Below are 21,198 nucleotides of genomic sequence, written 5' to 3'. Positions count from 1 at the left end.
CGTAAATCCTCCTCAATAGTCACTTTCTATTTTATGAGCTTTCTTTTTAATATCGATCTGTTCGCTTTTGGCATTATTCGTAGGTTTCTTCCCTCTAAAATTTCCACTGTATTTTAGTAAGGAATTTAAATGTTTTGCCATCGGAAGCTCATGTAAAATTTCTGGTTTGTCCCACAGGGATTTCTGTGTAGGAAACCAGCCTGTCTTACTCAAAATCTCCGTTTGTATTTCGTCACTACTCATAAATTGGAAGAGTTCTTTTATATGTTTACTATTTTTAAGAACCACAAGTCCATTCCCTGATACTAGAATAGGATCATTGTTATTTTGAATAAAGGGAAGTACTTCAAATTCAAAGCTATTACCAATTAGGTGTTGAATAGTTTGTAACTGCTGAGAAGTAGTTATTAATACACCAACCTCCGTATTTGCAAATCTCGTAATTGCCATATGATTATCCAAGGGGGGAACTAGTTCGTATTCTACAATCAATCGCTTCCACATATCAGCAAAGGAATGCGTATCTCTATTCCCATGGGAGTATAAGTAAGAATTCCAATATAACGGTATATTATTATCTAAATGAAAAAACCAAAACGGCTTTGTATTGTCGTTCCTATCAATCTTGTCTTGTATACGCTTATATTGTACAAGTTGGCTTTCTGAAGCAAATGGATATAAGCTCAGATCTGTACTTATTTGGTTATTTATGATTGTACGATTTATCAAAACCAGCGGTATTTCAACGCCAACTGGAAAGGCGAACAATGAATCATTGTGATAGAAATTAAGACTAACGGAATGATAAAATTGATCGGGTAAACTTTTTGAAACTTCGCTGAGTGGAACAATATTTCCAAGTTCTGAAATTTCCTCCATCCCAAAATTGGAGTCCGTTTCTACGATATTAGGATATTCATTATTATCTGTATCTATTAATTCTAATTCTTCGAAAAGCGCTTCTGTATCCTTAAATTCTCTCACATTCATTCTATTATTCGATTCTGTCTGAAATTGTTTCAAAGCTGAAACTAATCCTGGGGTAGTTATCCATACATTAATTGTAGAATTGTAATCGTCATCTTTGTTTAATATAAAGTCCTGATTTAATAGATTTATTATATAAACGGTGGAAATAATAACGATACATATTGACAAAGTTAATAAAAATTTAATTTTCAATGTAACTACCCCTAGAAATGTTTTATGGATTATTCAGCAACACTTTATTTTCAATAATACTTATTACATTCTGGATAATAGAATCTATCTCCTGCTTTCTGGGTGATTCTACCATAATTCTTAATAAAGGTTCAGTTCCCGAAAATCGGACTAAACACCACGTTCCATCCTGCCATTCCCATTTCACACCATCATAAGTCTTGTAATTAAGTAGTTCATCTTTGTATATTTCTTCAGCTTTCACTTTAGTGATGATAGATTCAATAAATTCTTTATCATCTGCTTCATACGTATAACTATATTCTTTAAAAAATCTTCTCCCAAACTTAGATACAATTTCTTCACGAATTGTTCTAAGCGACATTTTTGTGTGAGCAAGCATTTCGAGCAATATACCTGCAGATAATATTGCATCTTTTTCCAATAGATGACCTCTGATTGTAATTCCCCCTGAGCTTTCTCCACCTAGAATGGCATTCGTTTCCAGCATTCCTTCCGCTATATGTTTAAAACCAACTGGCTTTTCGTAGCATTGATGGCCATAGCTTACTGCTATTTCATCCAGTAAGTGGGTTGTTGATATGTTTCGTACTACATTACCCTTCTCCTTTTTATATTCCAAGAAATAATAATATAATATAGTAAGAATTTCATTAGCGTCTACATAATTTCCTTCTTCATCTATAATAGCAATCCTATCTCCGTCCCCATCTGTTGCAATACCAATATCGTAATCTCCTTCTTTCATCATTGCCATTAAACGCCATAGTGTGCTTTCAGTTGGAGCAGGTACACGTCCACCAAAAAGGGGATCCACTTCATCATGAATAATTTTCACATTAGAACGGGTATCCACAAGTAATGTAAGCAGTGCGTTCACACCTGTACCAAACATTGGATCATACAACACTTTAATAGAAGATTCCTTTATTAAATCCATATCCAATTGGGATTCTATAAAGTTAATAAACTCGTCTGTGTAGCTTCTTCTGGTTATTAACTTTGTTGATAGAGACTTCTTATAAGACAACTTTTTAATATCCTCAATAGGTATATTATTAATTGATTTTTCCAAGTTTGTTGTAATCTCTTCGGTAGCTGGAAATCCACCTTCACACACATATTTAATACCGTTGTATATATGGGGGTTGTGACTGGCTGTAAAGGTTAGACCTGCAGCTGCATTTTCCTCTTTTGTAACAAAATTAACTAACGGCGTTGGAACAGATGGTGTTAACAGAATTACTTTAATATTATTTCCTGCAAAAACTTCTGCAGAAGCTTTCGAGAATTCCTCTGCCATAAAGCGATTATCGTACCCAATTACAACCCCCTGCCCTTTTTTCCCTTGTTGAATAATTTGTTCTGCAACTCCTTGCGAAAACCTTCTTACATTATCAAAGGTAAAGTTTTCCCCTATTATATCTCTCCAGCCCCCAGTACCAAAACGAATCATGTAATCCCTCCATATATTAAAATTATCTATCCAACTCCAGACCTATAACTAGCACATTCATATTTCTCCCCTTATCTACTTTCCTCCCTTATCATATATTAATATCCTTCTTCCCAGTCAAAAGTGTAATGATGATCAGCGATATGATAGTGGCTAATGACAAAATGGATGCTAAAGCAGCTGCAGTTCCAAAATTGGCTGTAAAGACTTCACTGTAGATCGACACCGTAATGGTGGCGGTTGCACCATAGTAAAGGACAATGGTTGAACTAAGTTCATTAATAGTCGTTACCCAACTCAATATCGCCCCAGACAATACACCAGGTATCATCAAAACAGCTGTTGTCTTAAAGAAGGTTTTCATCGGCGGTACACCTAAGCTAATAGAAGCTTCCTCTACGCTCTTATCGATTTGATGCAATATTGCTGTACTCGAACGCATGGTATAGGGTAACTTTCGAATACAATATGCTACAACTAAAATTATCCAAGTACCAGTAAGTTCAATAGGTGGTTTATTGAATGCAATAATCAAGCTGATTCCTAGTACCGTACCTGGTATTACATATGGAATCATAATGAGCGCATCTAAAAGAGAAGTAAGTTTTGATGGCCTTCTAACGACGACATAAGATAGTAACAGCCCGGCTATAACCATGAAAACAATTGCTAGACTCGCATAGGTAAATGTATTTTGAATTGCTTGTGGGACTTTATACAACACCTGCCTGTAGCTATCCAAGCTAAACCCGCCAGCAAATACTGGTCCATTTGTTTTAAGAAAAGAAGTAGTAATGACGGTAGCCTGTGGAATAATGGACAATGTAACAACAGCCATTACCAATAATGTTGCCATTACTCTCTTTGCAGGTTTTAGTTTAATGATTTTGGGTGGCCGTAATGCACTCATCGTATATGTTTTTTTTGCAACTACATACCTCTGCAAAAATAAAACCATTGTTGTTACGGTTAATAAGATCATACTAAGTGTGCTAGCCATGGCTGGATTTGATCCCATTTCACTTATGAATTGTTCATAAGCTAAGATAGGCAACACCTTTTCCCCTTGACCAATTAACATTGGGGTTCCAAAATCTGCAAAAGAAGCCATGAATACCATTAAAGCACCAGTAGAAACAGTAGGGAAAATTAAAGGAAGTGTTACCTTACGAATTCTCTTCCAACCAGATACACCTAAGCTGGCAGAAGCTTCTTCCAGCGAAACATCGATTGTTTTCAATGCGCCTGATACATATAAATATATGTGGGGATAAAACTGTAGGGTAAAAACCCATATCATTCCATGCAAACCATAAATCGAAGGAATATCCAATCCTAAGTCTGCAAAAAAGTTCTTTATAAAACCATTGTTACCTAACATTAAAATCCACGAGTACGCTCCAATAAACGGTGGAGAAAGCAGAGTTAAAATAATTAAAATATGAAATAAACCCTTAAACGGTATATTAAATCTCGCCATAGCATAAGCTACCGGTATCCCTAGGCAGCACGCAAAGAAAGTTGCCGTAGTGGACACAATAAAACTGTTCAAAAGAGCTGAATAGTAATATTTATATGAAAAGAATTCTTGGTAATTTTCCAATGAAATCTTCCCATCCTGCCAGAAACTATTAACAAATATGTTGAACAAGGGGTAAATAAGGAAAAAACCTATAAGTATAAATGCAATAATAACCACATAATTCCAAAATCCTAACTGAATGCGAAAAGGGTTTCTGTTACGAATGCCTGATGTTTTTATGCTCATTTATCACTTCCTCCCCGCTTTCATCAAAAATAACCGCTTCGTTTGGATTTAAGTCAACTTTAACTTTGTTTCCTTCCTCCCTTAACATACCAAATCTTATAGAGTGCTCATGGACACTGATGGTATAACCGGAGTTAAAAATAATTTTATATACAACAGATTCACCTAAGAAAGTGGCATCCACAATCTCTCCTTCCAATAAAGTGGGGGAAGTCTCTTTATCATCCATAATTTTGACTTGTTCAGGACGAATGGAGTATAGCACTTTACCTTGAAACGGTCTTCCAAATTTAGTAGCCAACGTAACTCCCTCTACCGTTACCATTGCATTTTCACCTTCTTTTCCTGCTTCAACCTTTCCTTCAAGGAAGTTTGTACTTCCAATAAAATTAGATACAAATTTATTAACTGGGCTTAAATAGATTTCATGGGGTCTACCAATTTGCTGTATTTTCCCATTGTTAAGCACTGCTATCCGATCAGATACAGCTAATGCCTCTTCTTGGTCGTGGGTAACATAAATAGTTGTAATGTTTAAGCGTTTTTGTAAGCTTCTAATATCCTCTCGCATTTTGACACGGAGTTTTGCATCCAAATTTGATAATGGCTCATCCATTAATAACAAACCTGGATGAATTACAATTGCGCGGGCAAGAGAGACCCTTTGTTGCTGTCCACCACTGAGCTGGGATGGTTGACGATCTTTTAGATGGGATAATTCAACCATTTCTAGTGCTTCATTTACACGTACAATAATCTCATCTTTTTTTACCTTTCTAGCTTTAAGGCCATAAGCAATATTTTCAAAAACTGTCATATGGGGGAAGATTGCGTAGTTTTGAAATACCATTCCAATATTACGTTTATGTGCGGGAACTTCGTTTATAAAAGTATCACCAAAAAAAATGTCTCCCTCTTCTTGTTGGTAAAACCCTGCCAACGTCCTGAGAAGAGTGGTTTTACCACAACCACTAGGTCCCAATAAGGTGAAAAATTCCCCTTGATTAATGGTAATATTAATATCATCTATTGCTTTGGTGTCTCCAAATAATTTACTTACATTATGTATCTTTATATGCTCCACTTTATTATTTCCTCCTTTTTAAAGGGACCCGTGTATCAGATCCCTTTTTTTGTTATTACTCATTTATTATTGTGCAATTATAATTTGGTGAAAATCATCCATAACCTCATCTTTGTTCTCTGCAGACCAGCCAAAGTCATAATCTAGCATTTTTATTTCATCTGAACTGATTAACCCTTCTGGAGGAGACACGTCTTCTCTGATAGAGCGGCGGTTAAAATCTTCTACAATCATTTCCTGCACATCTTTACTTACTAGGAAATCAATAAATTCTTGCGCATTCTTATTGTTTTTTGCCTCTTTAATTAAGGCTACACCGTCCGGTACAGCTGATGTCCCTTCTTCAGGGTAATTCACATCGACTGCAGCTCCTCCTGCAATATATCGATAAGCAGCCTCTTCTAACGTAATGCCGACAGGAAACTCACCATCTGCAACACCCTTAGGAACCATACTAGAACTCGATAAGATTGCACCATCTAGGTTAGCTACAAAGTCTTTAACAAATCCCCAGCCATCTGAACCATCGTCTTGATAGGCAAACAACATCGTTACTAATTGTGTGTATGCTGAACCTGACTTACTTGGGTCGACATATGCAATTTTTCCTTTCCATTGTTCATCTAGTAAGTCCTCCCACCTTTTAGGTGCATCGCCTTCAGCTACCATATCTTGGTTATACATAATTACCATAGGCAGTGCCGAGAATCCGGTCCATACATTAGAAGGGCTTTTAAAATCCGACGAAATAGACTCATCGCTTTCGGTAACATAAGGTTCAAAACTGCTCCCATATGCCTCTAGCGATTCGGCGCCTCCGCCCCAAAAAACGTCCCCCCCAGGATTTCCCTCTTCTGCTGTAACGCGATTAAGGAGTTCTCCCGTACCACCTGTTACCATATCAACTTTAATCCCTGTTCTATCCTGAAATTCTTTTATAATTGGATTAATAATTTCGTTTTGGTGTGGTGAATAAACTGTCAGCGAATTTGAATCCTCATCACTCCCTGCTTCACTCCCACCTGAACTGCATGCACTTATAAAACCAAGTAATAATGCGACACTCATCATTAATAGAATCTTTTTCACTATTAAGCCCCCTGATAAAATTTTTATGATACACTACTGATATTAGCAATATATGAAAACGCATACAATGCAATTTTTTTCATAAAGAGTATGTAATTTTTCATGATTGAAGGTGAAGCACATAATAAAAAAATTTCTTAGTAAAAACTTACGAGCAAAGTTAATTATCGTTATCCTTTTTACATCAATCATTCCATTATTACTTTTAGGTTTCTTCACCTATAAATATATATCTGGACTGCTACAGGAAGAAATAAGTGCAAACGAATTGGAAAGGATTACAGCTGTTAATAACCAATTCACTTATTTTCTCAAAGATATAGAACAAATGTCTTTATTCTTTTACAAAAACGACCAAACTCAACGTATATTAAAGGAAGATACAAATAGAAACTTAAAAGAAAAATACGCTGACTATGAAACAATAAACGAAGTATTTGATACAATTACTGGAATAAAAGACTGGGATATAAATATTTATATTATTGGCTTAAATGGAGATCGTTACTTTTCCAATAATTACTTACCTGCAGATTATACGAACATCCGTGAAAATTGGGGGGTATTTAGAAAGGCAAAAGAGGCAAATGGGATGATGGTGTGGGATACAAAATATACAACCGATGAATATGACAATCAAGATGTCGTACTAACAGCAGGAAGATTACTTGTGGATTCGGATAACGATCAAGATCTCGGATATATCATGATTGATATCTACGAATCAGCTTTTACTAGTATTTATGAGGATAATAACTCTCTTGAAAGTAAGCAATATTTTCTGCTTGACAACCAAGGGTATGTTATTTCAAGTCAACCTGATAAAAGTAATATTGGGACTATCTTGGAATCAGATTATATTTCAAGAGTGATGATTGGTGAGAATGGCTTCTTTAAGTTTACTAGAGATAAGGAACCGTACGTTCTCACCTATCACACTTCAGATAAAACAAACTTCAAGCTAATAAGCACTACTCCTTTGGATGTTATTCAGAGTAAGAATAATTTAATCAGAAACTTAACATGGAATTTCGCATTACTAGGAATCATTTTATCAGGCTGGCTAGCCTATTACCTTTCTAAGACCATCACGATGCCTTTATATAAGCTAATGTCTCTTATGGGAGAAGTTGAAAAAGGGAATCTTGATGTAAGATTTTCCAGCAAATATAATGATGATATAGGAATATTCGGCAAAAGATTTAATCGTATGTTAAAAAGGCTGAAGACCCTTATCCAGGAAAGCTATGAAAAACAGGTGCGTTTAAAGGATTCGGAATTAAAGGCGTTACGCGCACAAATAAACCCACATTTTTTATATAATACTTTAGAAACCGTCAACTGGTTGGCACGCCTGAAGGGTGTTCATGATATTAGCAGAATCGTTGTCTCCTTAAGCGAAATTATGAAATACTCCGTAAAAAAGGGAGATGATTTTGTTACAATTGAACAAGATATTAAGCAATTGGAGAATTATTTGACGATACAGGAATTCAGGTATAGAGATAAATTTGATGTCCATTTGCATGTTGATAAATCTATTCAAAATGGATTAATTCCCTCCCTTCTTTTACAGCCAATAGTCGAGAATGCAATTATCCATGGGCTGGAAAATAAACTAACCAAAGGGAATATTGAGATCTCTATTACCAGTTTCCAAGAATATATTAAGATTTTTGTTATAGACGATGGAGTAGGGATGGATAACCATACACTTGAGGTCGTTAATCAAAAAATGGAAGAGGCTTTATCTCTGGATGAATTAGGAATTGGCATAGAGAATGTACGAAAACGATTATTCTTATGCTATGGAGACGAATATGAATGGAAGCTTTCTTCTATAGTCAATGAAGGTACCAAAATCTTGATCATAATTCCTTATAAGGAAGGTTAGAATATGTTAAAGCTATTAATCGTTGATGATGAATGGGTAATAAGGGAAGGATTGGAAAAAACAATTCCTTGGAAAGAGTGGGGGATAGCTGTTACAACAACTGCAAAAAATGGCAATGAAGCGTTGCAGATATTGGAGCAACATAAGCTGGATATCCTTTTAACAGATATTAGAATGCCAGGAATCAACGGTTTAGACTTAATTGCTTCATGTAAAGATAGGTATCCAGCGCTAAAAATTGTTATTCTAACAGGCCATAATGAATTTGAATATGCACAAAAAGCTCTGCGATTGGGAGCAGATGATATCTTATTAAAACCCACAAATGTAGATGAGCTAAAAAGGACCATGTTACATGTTGCTCAAGTATTAAGAGAAGAACAAATTGAAGATTTACACCATCTTTCTTATTTAGCCAAAAGTGTAATTGAAGATCCGACACAAGACAAAATCCAAAAACTAAAATCCCACGATAGACTCAATCCTAACTTTTGTATAATCATCATTAAAAATGAAAATCATGTGGTAGAAAGCATACCTTCAGAAAATTGTGTTCTACTGGAGCAGACAGCCCACAAACACATTTACCTTTTTCATCATGTTGAAAATGAAAGTGACTTTGAAAGACTAATTAATGAACAAATTATCAATATAAAACAAAAGGAAACGAATATATTTATTAGTTTGTTAACAGAAGATTTAGCTGATTTATTAAAAATATACAAACAATCGAGTGTTGCAACCTTCACTTTTTATAAAAATGAGACACTAACCATTTATAAATATAGAGATGAGAAATATACACTTGGTATAGAAGATGCTATTAGATATATTAACAGTCATTTTAACAGTTCAATTAGCCAAGTTGACATGGCCAATCAGTTATATATGAGCAATAGTTACTTTAGCAAATTATTTAAACAACATACTGGTATGAACTTCGTGGATTATATCACACTAAAGAGGATAAACGCTGCTAAGCAAATGCTACGAGCAACCAATTTAAAAACGTATGAAATTGCTAAAGAAGTAGGATATGAAGAATCCAGATACTTTAGTCAATTATTCAAAAAGAAGACCTCCTATACACCAATGGAATACAGAGAAAGACATAGTTAGTGAAATAAAGTGGTGCAAATTCGAATTGATATTTTACATTTTATCAGGTTAACAAAAAAACTCATCGAAAGATTGCATAAGTCATATCCTGTTTGCACCCCATCGTGCGAAATTGAGGCCTAATACAACCTGTACATACCATACAATCTAGAATAGTTTGTTCTAATAGTTTTGCTATAAGACTTACATAAGAATCGGGATAAGTATTTTAATCCAAATAAACCACTATCTCATGTAAGTCTCTCTAGCTTCCTTTATTAACACAAGCTTAACTACATATCGAACTCCAGTACTAACCTTCTTGTAAAAGTATGCTTACTTCTAATTAGCTCCACCTTGAAACTTCTTCATACAAGCAATTTTAACTCTAATATGCTATTCATGTTTATCATTAATAATAGATCGAATTGCAACCTGCCTCTTTATAATTAATTATTCTGGAACCGTTATTTAGAGGTATCGCCTGTTTTTCCTTTACTATCTCTTAATTGGAAGCTCTATGCATATCTCCTACCCGGACCCCCATACATGTAAAAAAGTACAGAGGAATCCCCCTGTACTTTTTCATCCTATCACCCTACTCCTTCATCGACCCTGAAGTCAATCCAGATACAATCCTCCGTTGGAAAAATAGCACCAGTATCACAATCGGAATTGTAACAATAACTGTCGCTGCTGAAATATCTCCCCATGGCACAGAATATTGGCTCTGGTACATAGAGATCCCAACTGGAACAGTACGCCACATATCATCACTGTTAATCGTCAATGCGAATAAGTATTCATTCCATGCAGCGATGAACACCAAAATCCCTGTAGTAAATACGCCCGGTGCTGCCAAAGGAAAGATAATTTTCCGGAACGTCTGGAACGGGCTTGCCCCATCCAGCTTGGCAGATTCTTCAAGCTCAAATGGAATCTTTTTAAAGAAGGTTGCTAGAATCCAGATTGCTAGCGGTAGACTGATTGTAATATACGGAATTACTAATCCTAAATAGCTGTTACGTAATCCCAAATCTGTTACCAAATTAAAAATTGGTGAAATAATCGCGATTTGGGGGAACATGGATGCTGCAAGCACAAGTCCTAGGATTAGGCCCTTCCCTTTAATTGGCAGCCTTGTTACAGCATATGCTGTTAAGGATGCGAAAGCGATGGAAAGAAGTGTTGTCAGCCCAGATACCACAAAACTATTCAACATATATCGTAACAATGGCCTATTTGTCAGCGCAGCATCATAAGAATCCAAGGTCGGTGATGTCGTAAACCAACGGAAGGATGAGAAGATCTCCCCGACTGGTTTAATGGAGGTAAGAAAGACCCAGATAAACGGGAACATTACGAGAAAGACAAAGGCGACCAAGAAGACATAAAATCCTATCCCTGCTTTTTTATTCATCTGTTTCCCCTCCTCATTTTGTACGACCTGCAAATAGATCGGATCCAATTAATTTAACAAAGATAAAGCTAATAAGCGCTACACATAGGAAGACGATAACGGATAGTACCGACCCTTCCCCAAAGTTTTGCTGGGCAAATAGTGTCTTATAGGCATAAACCGAGATGGACTCTGTCGCATTCGCCGGTCCACCGCCTGTTAGTACATAGATTAAGTCGAACACTCGAAACGCATCTAGCGTTCTGAACAATAGTGCTACAAGAACAGAAGATTTCAAGAGTGGCAATGTGATGCCCCAAAATTGTTGCCACTTATTTGCTCCATCCACGTTTGAAGCTTCATATAGTGAACCTGGTATGGTTTGCAACCCTGCCAAGAGCAGCAAAGCCATATAAGGTGTCGTTTTCCAGACATCTGCTAATATAATAGAGAACATGCCTCCATCTGCAGTCGAGAGCAACCATGACGACCCTGGAATAAGATTAAAGGTTTCCATGTAATGGGCGACAATACCAGATTGGCCGTCATACAAAAAGCCCCACATCATTGCAGCAACAGCTGTTGGTATTGCCCACGGAATTAGGACAGAAGCTCTAACCAGGCCTCTTCCTTTGAAGGCACGGTTAATTAAGAGTGCTACTGCTAAACCGATCATGAGCTCAAGCGCTACGGTAACCAATGTAAAAAACGCTGTGTTCCCCAGTGCCCCCCACATTCTTGAGTCCTTTAAGTATTTCCCATAATTAGCTAACCCAATAAAATTTGATTCCAATATGTTAGCGGATGTTGCACCAAGTAGATCTGCAGTTTGCGTGATCGTTGATGCTACCTCTTCATTTGGTGCCTGTTCTGCTGCAGCATCCAATTCTTCCTGTGCATTCGTTAATGCTTCTCGATAATCTGCTGCAAAGTCATTTTCTAAATCCGCATACTTCAATTCATTGTCTCTGACTGGAGTATAGCTTGCCAGCATTTCATCAATTTTTTCGACCTTTTGCCTCATTTCTTCATCTTGAATCAATTCCGCATGATACCCTTCAATTTCCTCTTGAATAGCAGTTGCGGTGGCAGCTAGTTCCTCGTCCGCACTTCCTAGCGTTTCTAGCTGACCTTCAATATAAAAGTGATTATCCACATAACGTTCTAAATCAATCGTAGATCCTAGCATAAGCTGCGACCTAGTAGGGTCATTAAGCCGATAATCAAACAAGCTATTATAAAAGGATTGTGCAACCGGCCATAGTACGACAGCAATAACTAATAAAAGTGATGGAAGCACCATGGCATAACCGAGTTGTTTTTCATTTAGCTGAAAGCCACGCCGATTGTTCTTTTTCATCCTGATCCTCCTTACCATGATAGCTTAATAGAAAAGCAAGATGAGCAACTGCCCCCCATCTTGCTTTCTTCATGTTACTCAGCCATGGCGGCTTCCATTTTTTCCTGCATATTCGCAGCTGCTTCTTCTGCAGACTGTTCTCCTGTCAATGCTTTCGATAGCTCAATTTGCATAATATCTGAGATTTTCGGATAGATTGGTGTTACCGGACGCGGTACCGCTGTTTGTAATACTTCTCGGAATTCTGGATTAGCAAATAACGAACTCACTTCCTGAACTTCTGTATCATCATACAATTCTACTAAAGTAGGGGCACGCGATCCTTCCACCGCTGAAATCTTTTGCCCTTCTGGTCCAGAAATAAATTTAACAAACTCCCACGCTGCTTCAGGATGCTCTGAATAGCGATTAATCATCGTCATCCAGCCACCAAGTGCAGCTGCACTTCCTTCGTCACCTGCCGGAAGTGTTGCCATTTCTACATTATCGACAATTGTGGAACGTTCTCCATCATTTGATGAGGACATTAGATACGGCCAGTTTCTAGCAAATACTGCTTTCCCTTCAATCCAAGCATTTTCCGTTTCTGTTTCCATGAAATTAAGAATGTTATCTGGTACAAAATCTGAACCGACTACTTCTTGCATTTTTTCAATTGCTTTTACTGTTTCTGGGCTGTCTACTACAACCTCGTTATTTTCATCTACAACCTGACCGCCGTATGAAGCAATATATTCAATTGCGTTTGTAATCAATCCTTCATATTGCGCTGCCTGCATAAGGTAGCCGAACTCTGTTCCTTCCTGCCCCTGAAGCTCTTGCGCCTGGCTAATCAGTTCATCCCATGTTTCAGGTGGTTCTTCGACAATATCAGTACGGTAGTAAAACACACCTGCATCGGTAAACTGTGGCATCGCCCATTGTCTGCCATTAAATTTACCTGCAGCTACTGTACCTGGGAAATAAGCATCCATATCAATGCCATCCTGCTCAATAAAACGATCTAGCTCTAGTGCATAATTTGCCTGCGCAAATTCAGCCGGCCAAATTACATCTGCATTAAACACATCGATCTCCGTACTTTGCGAACTAAATGCGGTTACATATTGGTCATGAGATTGACCTGTATCTGCTGGCATCTCCCGCTGTTCTACTTTAATATTAGGATGTGCGTCTTCAAACGCTGCAATCACAGCATCTGTTGCTGGCGTTGTATCTACACCACGTGCATAAACGATGGTAACCTCTTCATCCTCTGTTGCTTCTTCTGTGTTTTCACCAGTTTCAGTGCCTTCTTCTTCACCAGAACCTGATGTGTCTTCCCCTTCGTTGTTACATGCTGCTAAAAAAACCGCCAATGAGATAATTAATAATAACCAAATGACATAACGTTTGAGTTTCATTTTTTAACCCCCTTTGGTTTAGTAAACGTGCGTTTCTCACCATTGGTGAAAACGTTTACATTTGACTTTATAATAAACATAAACGCATGGGCTGTCAACCTGAATTTCGAATTTTTGGTTAATTAGGATTGTACATTTGAGAGGAGTGAATCTATTGGACTATAAAAAAGAGTCGGCCCCAAAAAAGGAGAGCTTTTAATTGCGAAAAAAGCCTCCTTCTGAATTAATCACTTGCCCTGTAATCCACTCTGCTTCTTCGCTGGCAAGAAAGGCAATAAGCCGCGCTGCATCGTCTGGCATTCCAATTCGTTTCGTTGAAAACTTAGGCGCCAGCTCCTGTTTCAGTTTTTCAGACATCCACCCTGTATCAGTCGGACCAGGGTTCACAGCATTCACCGTTATGCCAAGCTCTCCAATTTCTGCCGATAGTGCTAGGGTTAAGGCAGATATCGCTCCCTTTGTTGCGACATATGCCAGTTCATTTACCATTGGGCCTTGTGCCTGCCCTGAGGTCAAATTAATAATTCTCCCCGCCTGCATTTCTTTCTCCTCAAACCTACGGGCAAATTCTACACACAAAAGAGAGACTGATCGAATATTTACAGCATAGTGGGCATCCAATGTCTGTGCATCCAACAGCTTGTATCCGTCATTCGTTGAGTATGCTGCATTATTCACCAAAATACTCGGGAATCCCAACGCTTCCTCCACGGTATCAAGCACTTCTTTAGCTGCATCAGGGTTCGCTAAGTCAATGGACGCTCCATTACTCCTTACGCCATACTGTCTTATCTCTTTATTAAATTGCTCTTCCCAATTCTTATCAGCTTGCCAGTGAGTAAAAAAGATATCGTTCCCCGCCTGAGCGAGTCGCTTACACGTGGCAGCACCGATTCCTTTTTCATGGCTAACCCCTGTTACTATTGCAATCCCTTTTTCCATAATTTATCTCTCCCTTTATGTAGAATCTCGACAAATTAACTGATGGTCTAGCACCCTGCTTTTGACTGCTATACCATTAATCTTGTCCATGATCATTTCAGCTGATATACACCCCATTTCATACATCGGCTGCGCAATGGTTGAAAGGGTCGGAAATGCCATATCCGAAAATATGATTTTATCAAATCCTATTATGGCAATATCCTCTGGCACCTTTTTCCCATGTCTATGAATCTCCTTTAAGGCACCAATTGCATACACATCCGACACAGCAAAAACTGCTGTTGGCTGATCATCAAGTTGTAAGAGTTTCCTTATAGCATTCTGACCAAGTTTAAAGTCGAGCTGTTCCGCATGATAAATCCATTCCCCCTTGATCGGTAAACCATGAGCTTCCATCGCTTTCTCATATCCATTTCGTCGCTGACGGGCATATAAAAAGCGTTCATCAGAATTAATAAGTGCAATTTTCTGGTGACCTGACTCGATGAGATGGGTTACCGCATCATAGGCTGCTTGTTCACTATCGATGGTCACATACGGAATGGGACTCTCCGTATCATATTCACTGCATTGCACGATTGGATAGCTCTCTGATAGTTCATTTAACTTATTTTTATTAACAGAGGGATCCATTGAAATAATCCCCTCGGCAAGCCTGTTGCGAAGAAGATTAAAATATATGGCTTCCCGTTTTGGATTAGAATCTGTTTCACAGAGTAATATATTGTATCCCCTTGCTATTGCTGTGTCTTCAATTCCATTAATTATCTCTGTGTAGAACGGATTTGAAATACTCGGAAGCAGGACCAGCAGCAAATTACTTTTCGAGGTTCGTAGATTTCTCCCTAATACACTTGGCGCATAATTTAATTCGCGAATAGCCCACTCCACCTTAACCCTCGTATTCTCGGCTACACGCTCATTGTTATTCACTACCCTAGACACGGTCGCAACCGAAACACCTGCCAGCTTTGCAACATCGTGAATTTTCACCATTGACTTCACCCACCATCTGAAAACGTTTTCACTTAGCGTAATTTGTAATCCAAAATATGTCAATAGGTGATTAGGCGGAGAAGTGATGATACTGGGGTTATATTACAGCAATAAACTCTGGTCGATTGCTGTTCCCCATATAGCAAGCACTCACCATGTCTCTACAAATGATCCGCGATAAATTCCAAGGTTTTATCTACGTGGATGTTCATCGACATATCATGTCCTGAAAAAGGATACACCGCTATGCTTTTCGGTGATTGTATTACATTATAGACACCATAACTAGGCTGTGGAGGGCAAACGACATCTCGCAAGCCAATTGCTAATCGTGTTTGACATGTTATTTGCTCGGCCAGGTTAACATGGTCAAAATATGACAATGTTTCATAAACACGCTCGGTATGTTGAGGGTTCTGTCGCAAAAAGCTTTCTACAATGGTGAGAGACCCTTCCATTTTCTGCTCCATTGCCAATGGTATATCACACATATTCGGCATATCTGCAACAGCAAGCCTAGGCCGATTATCAAGTGCTGCTACTGCTAGGGTGATTCCACCACCCATGCTTCCACCAATTATGCCAATACGATCTTGATTGATTTCCGCCCTCGTACTAAGAAAGTCGATAGCTCTAATGGCATCAACATATACATTTCGATAATAATACTCATATTTATCTAGAATTCCTTTGGTAACCCAGCTACCCGATACGTCATTGGAATAGGATGCGGCGTCCCCGCTATGCCCGTGTCCTCTTGTATCAACTGCCATGACAGCATACCCTTGAATTAACCACTGCATATAGTGGGAAACTGTACTTTTATTCATGCCATACCCGTGGAAAAAGAGCAGGCAAGGCATCTTTCTCTCCACATTTCTTGGCAATATGTAATGCGCGTGTATCGGTGTTCCATTAAATCCTTGATATACGACATGAAAAACCTTTATTTGCTTAATCGGATATTCTTTTTCTGCAATCGACACAGATAAAGGCTGTCTGTTTGAATCCTCCAATGTCTCCTGCCAAAATGCAGCATGATCAGCTCGTTTTGTTGAAGCAGGTATGTATGTTTTTAATTTTTCCATTGTATGTTGAATATGTTCCATGTTCTGGCATCCTCTCATTCTTATTTCGACATATCGCCAAAAAATATTACCCGGGAAATAATTAGCGAATATTGTTCGCAATATTTCCGTGAATCACTAACTTATTAATACAATTCGACTTTAACAGCTATAGAACCTCCCATTAAAAAATTCTATTAAATATCGCATAAAATTCATTAAACACTGATTTCTCTTTCCTTCAAAAGGGTAGTATACTAAAAGCAGGCTGTTGGGAAGGAGAATTACATTGCTAAAAACATTTCAGATTAAAACCAAACGTCACGCAGAAATGCAAGATATTACAAGTAATCTAGAAGAATGGATTTACGAATCAGGTGTCGAAGAAGGAATCCTTGTTGTTACTTCCTTGCATACCACAGCGGGAATTACCGTAAATGAAAATGCAGATCCGGATGTTAAAACAGATATGCTTATGCGTCTTGATGAAGTTTACCCATGGGATCATACAAAAGATCAACATGCAGAAGGAAATACAGCTGCTCATTTAAAAACAAGTACGGTCGGCCATGCACAGACCTTGATCGTTTCAGAAGGAAGATTAGTCCTTGGCACTTGGCAAGGTGTCTATTTTTGTGAATTTGATGGTCCACGTGATAGAAAGTATCAAGCTAAATTAATCGCGTCAGAATAGATAAAATCGCATGGGCACAAGGGCGCCATGCGATTTTATTCATTTATTTAAGTCGTACAGAAGTTCCTGTCTCACTGCTTTTGTAAATGGCTTCGATAATGCGGGAAACTTCTAGCGCTTCTTCTGGTTTCACAACTAATTCTGCATTTCCTAGACAGCTGTCGACAAAGTTGTGGGCCTGGGCGAAACCTGCCTCTTCTTCGTTATGATCGGCTTTAGTCGTTGTCGTCATAAAGGTACCATGTTTTGGTTCATAAAATTCCAATGGATAAAGGTTGAGACCCCCGTCCACACCTGAAATACTTAAATGGCGGGTATCTTCCTTAATATTTGCCGACCAGGAACATTCTAAGAACAAGGAAGCTCCATCCTCAAATGTAATATATGCCGAAACATGATCATCTACATCAAACGTCTCTGTATCGAACACACCCCAGTCATTGATCTGATTTGGTGTTTTACTTAAGCGATTATAGGTCCTGCCACTAACTTCCACAGGTTTCGAGTCACCAATGAGCCAAAGTGCTAGGTCAAGCATGTGACAGCCATAATCAATTAGGCTTCCACCACCTTGTAGGTCTTTGTTTGTAAAAACTCCCCAGCCAGGAACCTTACGACGACGCATTGCTTCCACACGAGTCACAAGAGGGTCGCCCACTTCCTGATTAAGTATAGCTTTTTTCGCAACCTGTGCCGGGTCTGTGAACCGATAATGATAGGCGATAGCTAGCTTTTTCCCTGATTTAAGTGAAGCATCCAGCATACGCTGGCACTCATCCGTGGTCATTGCCATCGGTTTTTCACATAATACATGAACGCCTGCTTCTAATGCTGCCACAGCAATGTTGGCGTGAAATTTATTTGGAGTACATATGGTCACCGCATCTACCACATCAAACATTTCTGTATAGTTATGAAAAACATTTGCTATGCCATGTTTTTCTGCTACTTCTTCTGCCCTTTCTTTATTTACATCCTGTACTGCTGTAATTTCGACTTTCTCTTGCATTTGAAGATATGCTGGAATATGCCTTCCCTGCGCAATTCCACCAACTCCAATGATCCCCATTTTAAGCATGTATGTTAACCCCTTTTTTAAAAAGTATAGCAGTAATAATTTTGGGCTGAACGTTGTTCTTTAACAGAAATGGCCAAGTCCAGCTACAGCGCCTAGAAACTAGGCATTTACGCTCCGCAAATACGTTTTGTTTCAGCTGACTCTAGTGCATTTAAAATGACTTCTAATGATTTTTTCCCATCTTCACCGTCGATTGGTGGGTTCGTGTTTTCAGCAATACTTGTAATGAAATGATGAATAACCTGTGTTGACGTTTGTCCCCCACTATCATTTGTCTGAATCCCACCAAGTTCATATTTCACGACTTCACCGCTCACATATTGCACGATAAGGGAGAAGTTCGGATCATCTTCTAGTCGTAGGGTTGCTTTTTCTCCATAGATTACTGTCGAATTATCTTCTTTAGCAGAATAAGCCCAGCTTGCAGCTAGTGTTCCGACAGTCCCATTCGCAGTTTTTAGGATACACACTGCGTTATCATCCACGTCAGAGCCTTCCTTTGCAGAACTTTCCACAAATCCTGCTACCTCTGTAAACTCTTCTCCAAGTAAATAACGCATTAGGTCTGCTTTATGGACACCTAGGTCACCCATCGCACCGATAAAAGCCTGTTCCTTTTTAAAGAACCAACTATCTTTTCCATCGACACTCCATCCTTCTGGTCCACCATGGCCAAATGCAGTGCGGAAGCTGTATACTTTTCCAACTTCCCCTTTTTCAATCAATTCTCTTGCCTTCTGATGTGATGGCACAAAACGCTGATTATGAGCAATCATAAGTTTCTTATCGTTTTTGTTAGCTGCATCAATCATCTCCTGTGCTTCCTCACGAGATGTCGCCATTGGCTTTTCACATAGCACATGACAGCCTGCTTCCAATGCAGCAATGGATACAGGTGCGTGTAAGTAGTTTGGTAGACATACACTTACGGCATCAACGTTTTCTTCTTTTAAAAGTGTTTTATAATCTGTGTAAGCTGTTGCTCCATATTTGTCTGCTGCCTCGTTTGCTCGCTCTTCGACGATATCGCATACCGCTACGATCTCTACTTCTGGCTGGATATCGTACTCGATTAAATGGCGATGTTTTGCAATACTTCCACACCCAATTACCGCTACTTTTATTGCTGACATATTCTCTCTCCTTTATTTTTCCGTGATTTTTTCCAATGGTTGGTGGTTTCCACGTACTGGATTAGGTGTATTCGTATTCGCTGCCCATTTCACGCCATTAGTGATAACTTTTTGAATCTCTTTATTGTGGTAGGTCGGATAGGTTTCATGTCCAGGACGGAAATAAAAAATCTTCCCACGCCCACGCTTAAAGGTTGCGCCACTACGGAATACCTCTCCACCTTCAAACCAGCTAATAAAAATTAGTTCATCAGGTGCTGGAATGTCAAAGTGTTCTCCGTACATTTCCTCTTTTTCCAAATCAATATATTCCCCAATGCCTTCTGTAATCGGATGGGTTGGGTCCGCTACCCAAATTCTTTCCTTATCATCTGCTTCTCGCCATTTCAAGTCACAGCCAGTACCCATCAGCTTTTTAAATACTTTGGAGAAGTGACCCGAATGAAGCACAATAAGGCCCATGCCATCAAGTACACGCTGCTTCACCTTTTCAGCGACCTCTTCTGTAACCTCATCGTGCGCAAGATGCCCCCACCAAATTAAGACTTCGGTTTCATTTAAGACTTCATCTGTTAGTCCATGCTCCGGCTCATCTAGTGTTGCTGTTTTTGTATCAAGACCAGCTTCTTCCAAAAAGTATGCAATTTGTCCATGTATTCCTTTAGGATAAATCTCAGAAACTATCGGATTCTTTTTTTCATGTCGATTCTCATTCCAAACCGTTACTTTCATAGTAAAATCTCCTTCCATTTAATATAGCGCTTTCAATATTTGTCTATCATTATAGCATTTCTTTCAATGCTTCAACATTTTTCTTCGCACTTTCTAAAGGGTCGCCTGTAAAATGCTCTTGTTCTATAATAAACCATTCGACATTGTGATCAAGACCTGATTGAATCAATGTTTTCATGTCCAATGTGCCGTTACCTATTTCGGTTGAGATCTTTTCCCCGTTTTCTTCTCTAATATCTTTTAAATGTAAGGAAATACAACGAGTCTTATAATCTCTCATAATCTCGTTTGGGTCATATCCAGCATATGTTGCCCAAAAGCAGTCAAGCTCCATTTTCACTAAATTTGGATCTGTATTTTCAAAAAGAAGTTTAAAACCAGTAGTATCCTCTATTCTATCAAATTCAAAAGCATGATTATGATAGGCAAATTGAAAACCGGCCTGCTTTAGCTCCTTACCAATTTGATTAAATAATTCTGCCGTTTGTAGGTAGCCTGCTTTATTTTCGCGCATGGATTCAGGCAGGTATGGACAAATGATTAAGTTATTTCCGATAGCCTTGTGGTACTGGATCACATCCTGGAGGTGATGCTGCAATTGTTCAATTGGTACGTGCGCACCAGCCGGAGTGATACCCACGCTTTGTAATGTGTCAGCAACATCCTTAGCTTCTGTATCATAAAACCCTGCAAACTGTGCACCTTCATAACCTATCTCCCCAACATCCCTTAACAATTGGTGAAAGTTGGCTTCAGCAGAATCTCTAACCGTATAAAGTTGTAATCCTATTTTTCCCATACAGTCCTCTCCTTCTTTTTT

18 protein-coding genes are annotated in these 21,198 nt (G+C 38.5%); 3 read left to right on the top strand and 15 right to left on the bottom strand.

Annotation, left to right across the window (positions count from 1 at the left end; genetic code table 11):
* Positions 1–12 precede the first annotated feature (12 nt).
* From BN985_RS05320 to BN985_RS05300, 5 genes are all read right to left on the bottom strand, one after another.
* Complete coding sequence (locus BN985_RS05320; RefSeq protein WP_042221559.1) at positions 13–1,182, bottom strand: extracellular solute-binding protein; 1,170 nt, start codon at positions 1,180–1,182, stop codon at positions 13–15.
* A 22-nt stretch (positions 1,183–1,204) separates the two neighbouring features.
* Positions 1,205–2,638 carry a phosphohexomutase domain-containing protein gene (locus tag BN985_RS05315; RefSeq protein ID WP_042221556.1) on the bottom strand — a complete coding sequence of 478 codons (1,434 nt, stop codon included), beginning with the start codon at positions 2,636–2,638 and terminating at the stop codon, positions 1,205–1,207.
* 91 nt (positions 2,639–2,729) lie between these two features.
* On the bottom strand, positions 2,730–4,406 hold the full coding sequence (locus BN985_RS05310; RefSeq protein ID WP_042221555.1) for an ABC transporter permease: 1,677 nt from the start codon (positions 4,404–4,406) through the stop codon (positions 2,730–2,732).
* A complete protein-coding gene (locus tag BN985_RS05305) occupies positions 4,378–5,490 on the bottom strand; it encodes an ABC transporter ATP-binding protein (protein ID WP_042221554.1) in 1,113 nt (370 codons plus the stop codon). The genes BN985_RS05310 and BN985_RS05305 overlap by 29 nt, the downstream gene beginning before the upstream one ends.
* A gap of 66 nt (positions 5,491–5,556) precedes the next feature.
* The gene (locus BN985_RS05300) at positions 5,557–6,579 is read right to left on the bottom strand and encodes an ABC transporter substrate-binding protein (RefSeq protein ID WP_052360613.1); all 1,023 of its coding nucleotides are present in this window, start codon (positions 6,577–6,579) and stop codon (positions 5,557–5,559) included.
* A gap of 112 nt (positions 6,580–6,691) precedes the next feature.
* On the opposite strand from BN985_RS05300, the gene BN985_RS05295 reads away from it, so the two are divergent.
* A complete protein-coding gene (locus BN985_RS05295; RefSeq protein WP_198029970.1) occupies positions 6,692–8,473 on the top strand; it encodes a cache domain-containing sensor histidine kinase in 1,782 nt (593 codons plus the stop codon).
* Positions 8,474–8,476: 3 nt separating this feature from the next.
* Positions 8,477–9,592 carry a response regulator transcription factor gene (locus BN985_RS05290; protein ID WP_042221551.1) on the top strand — a complete coding sequence of 372 codons (1,116 nt, stop codon included), beginning with the start codon at positions 8,477–8,479 and terminating at the stop codon, positions 9,590–9,592.
* Between the two features lie 577 nt (positions 9,593–10,169).
* Here BN985_RS05290 and BN985_RS05285 read toward each other — a convergent pair.
* From BN985_RS05285 to BN985_RS05260, 6 genes are all read right to left on the bottom strand, one after another.
* The gene (locus BN985_RS05285) at positions 10,170–10,991 is read right to left on the bottom strand and encodes a carbohydrate ABC transporter permease (protein ID WP_042221549.1); all 822 of its coding nucleotides are present in this window, start codon (positions 10,989–10,991) and stop codon (positions 10,170–10,172) included.
* A 13-nt stretch (positions 10,992–11,004) separates the two neighbouring features.
* Positions 11,005–12,330, bottom strand: coding sequence for a carbohydrate ABC transporter permease (locus BN985_RS05280; RefSeq protein ID WP_042221547.1), 1,326 nt, complete (start codon positions 12,328–12,330; stop codon positions 11,005–11,007).
* 74 nt (positions 12,331–12,404) lie between these two features.
* Complete coding sequence (locus BN985_RS05275; protein WP_042221545.1) at positions 12,405–13,733, bottom strand: ABC transporter substrate-binding protein; 1,329 nt, start codon at positions 13,731–13,733, stop codon at positions 12,405–12,407.
* A gap of 195 nt (positions 13,734–13,928) precedes the next feature.
* Positions 13,929–14,675 carry an SDR family oxidoreductase gene (locus tag BN985_RS05270; RefSeq protein WP_042221543.1) on the bottom strand — a complete coding sequence of 249 codons (747 nt, stop codon included), beginning with the start codon at positions 14,673–14,675 and terminating at the stop codon, positions 13,929–13,931.
* Positions 14,676–14,690: 15 nt separating this feature from the next.
* Positions 14,691–15,674, bottom strand: a complete 984-nt coding sequence (locus tag BN985_RS05265) for a LacI family DNA-binding transcriptional regulator (protein WP_042221541.1) — start codon at positions 15,672–15,674, stop codon at positions 14,691–14,693.
* Positions 15,675–15,835: 161 nt separating this feature from the next.
* Positions 15,836–16,783, bottom strand: coding sequence for an acetylxylan esterase (locus tag BN985_RS05260; protein ID WP_042221540.1), 948 nt, complete (start codon positions 16,781–16,783; stop codon positions 15,836–15,838).
* Positions 16,784–17,030: 247 nt separating this feature from the next.
* Here BN985_RS05260 and BN985_RS05255 point away from each other — a divergent pair, with 247 nt between their 5' ends.
* The gene (locus BN985_RS05255; protein ID WP_042221538.1) at positions 17,031–17,435 is read left to right on the top strand and encodes a secondary thiamine-phosphate synthase enzyme YjbQ; all 405 of its coding nucleotides are present in this window, start codon (positions 17,031–17,033) and stop codon (positions 17,433–17,435) included.
* 43 nt (positions 17,436–17,478) lie between these two features.
* On the opposite strand, the gene BN985_RS05250 is transcribed toward BN985_RS05255, so the two are convergent.
* From BN985_RS05250 to BN985_RS05235, 4 genes are all read right to left on the bottom strand, one after another.
* Positions 17,479–18,513: a Gfo/Idh/MocA family protein gene (locus BN985_RS05250; RefSeq protein WP_042221536.1), complete on the bottom strand. Its 1,035-nt coding sequence runs from the start codon at positions 18,511–18,513 to the stop codon at positions 17,479–17,481.
* Positions 18,514–18,620: 107 nt separating this feature from the next.
* Positions 18,621–19,646: a Gfo/Idh/MocA family protein gene (locus tag BN985_RS05245; protein ID WP_042221535.1), complete on the bottom strand. Its 1,026-nt coding sequence runs from the start codon at positions 19,644–19,646 to the stop codon at positions 18,621–18,623.
* A 12-nt stretch (positions 19,647–19,658) separates the two neighbouring features.
* A complete protein-coding gene (locus BN985_RS05240; RefSeq protein WP_042221533.1) occupies positions 19,659–20,378 on the bottom strand; it encodes a ThuA domain-containing protein in 720 nt (239 codons plus the stop codon).
* 49 nt (positions 20,379–20,427) lie between these two features.
* On the bottom strand, positions 20,428–21,177 hold the full coding sequence (locus BN985_RS05235) for a sugar phosphate isomerase/epimerase family protein (protein ID WP_042221530.1): 750 nt from the start codon (positions 21,175–21,177) through the stop codon (positions 20,428–20,430).
* Positions 21,178–21,198 lie beyond the last annotated feature (21 nt).

Origin of the sequence: Oceanobacillus manasiensis, from assembly GCF_000724085.1 — a bacterium.
Classification (GTDB): Bacteria; Bacillota; Bacilli; order Bacillales; family Amphibacillaceae; genus Oceanobacillus_B; species Oceanobacillus_B manasiensis.
This window is presented reverse-complemented; position numbering and strand designations above follow the sequence as displayed.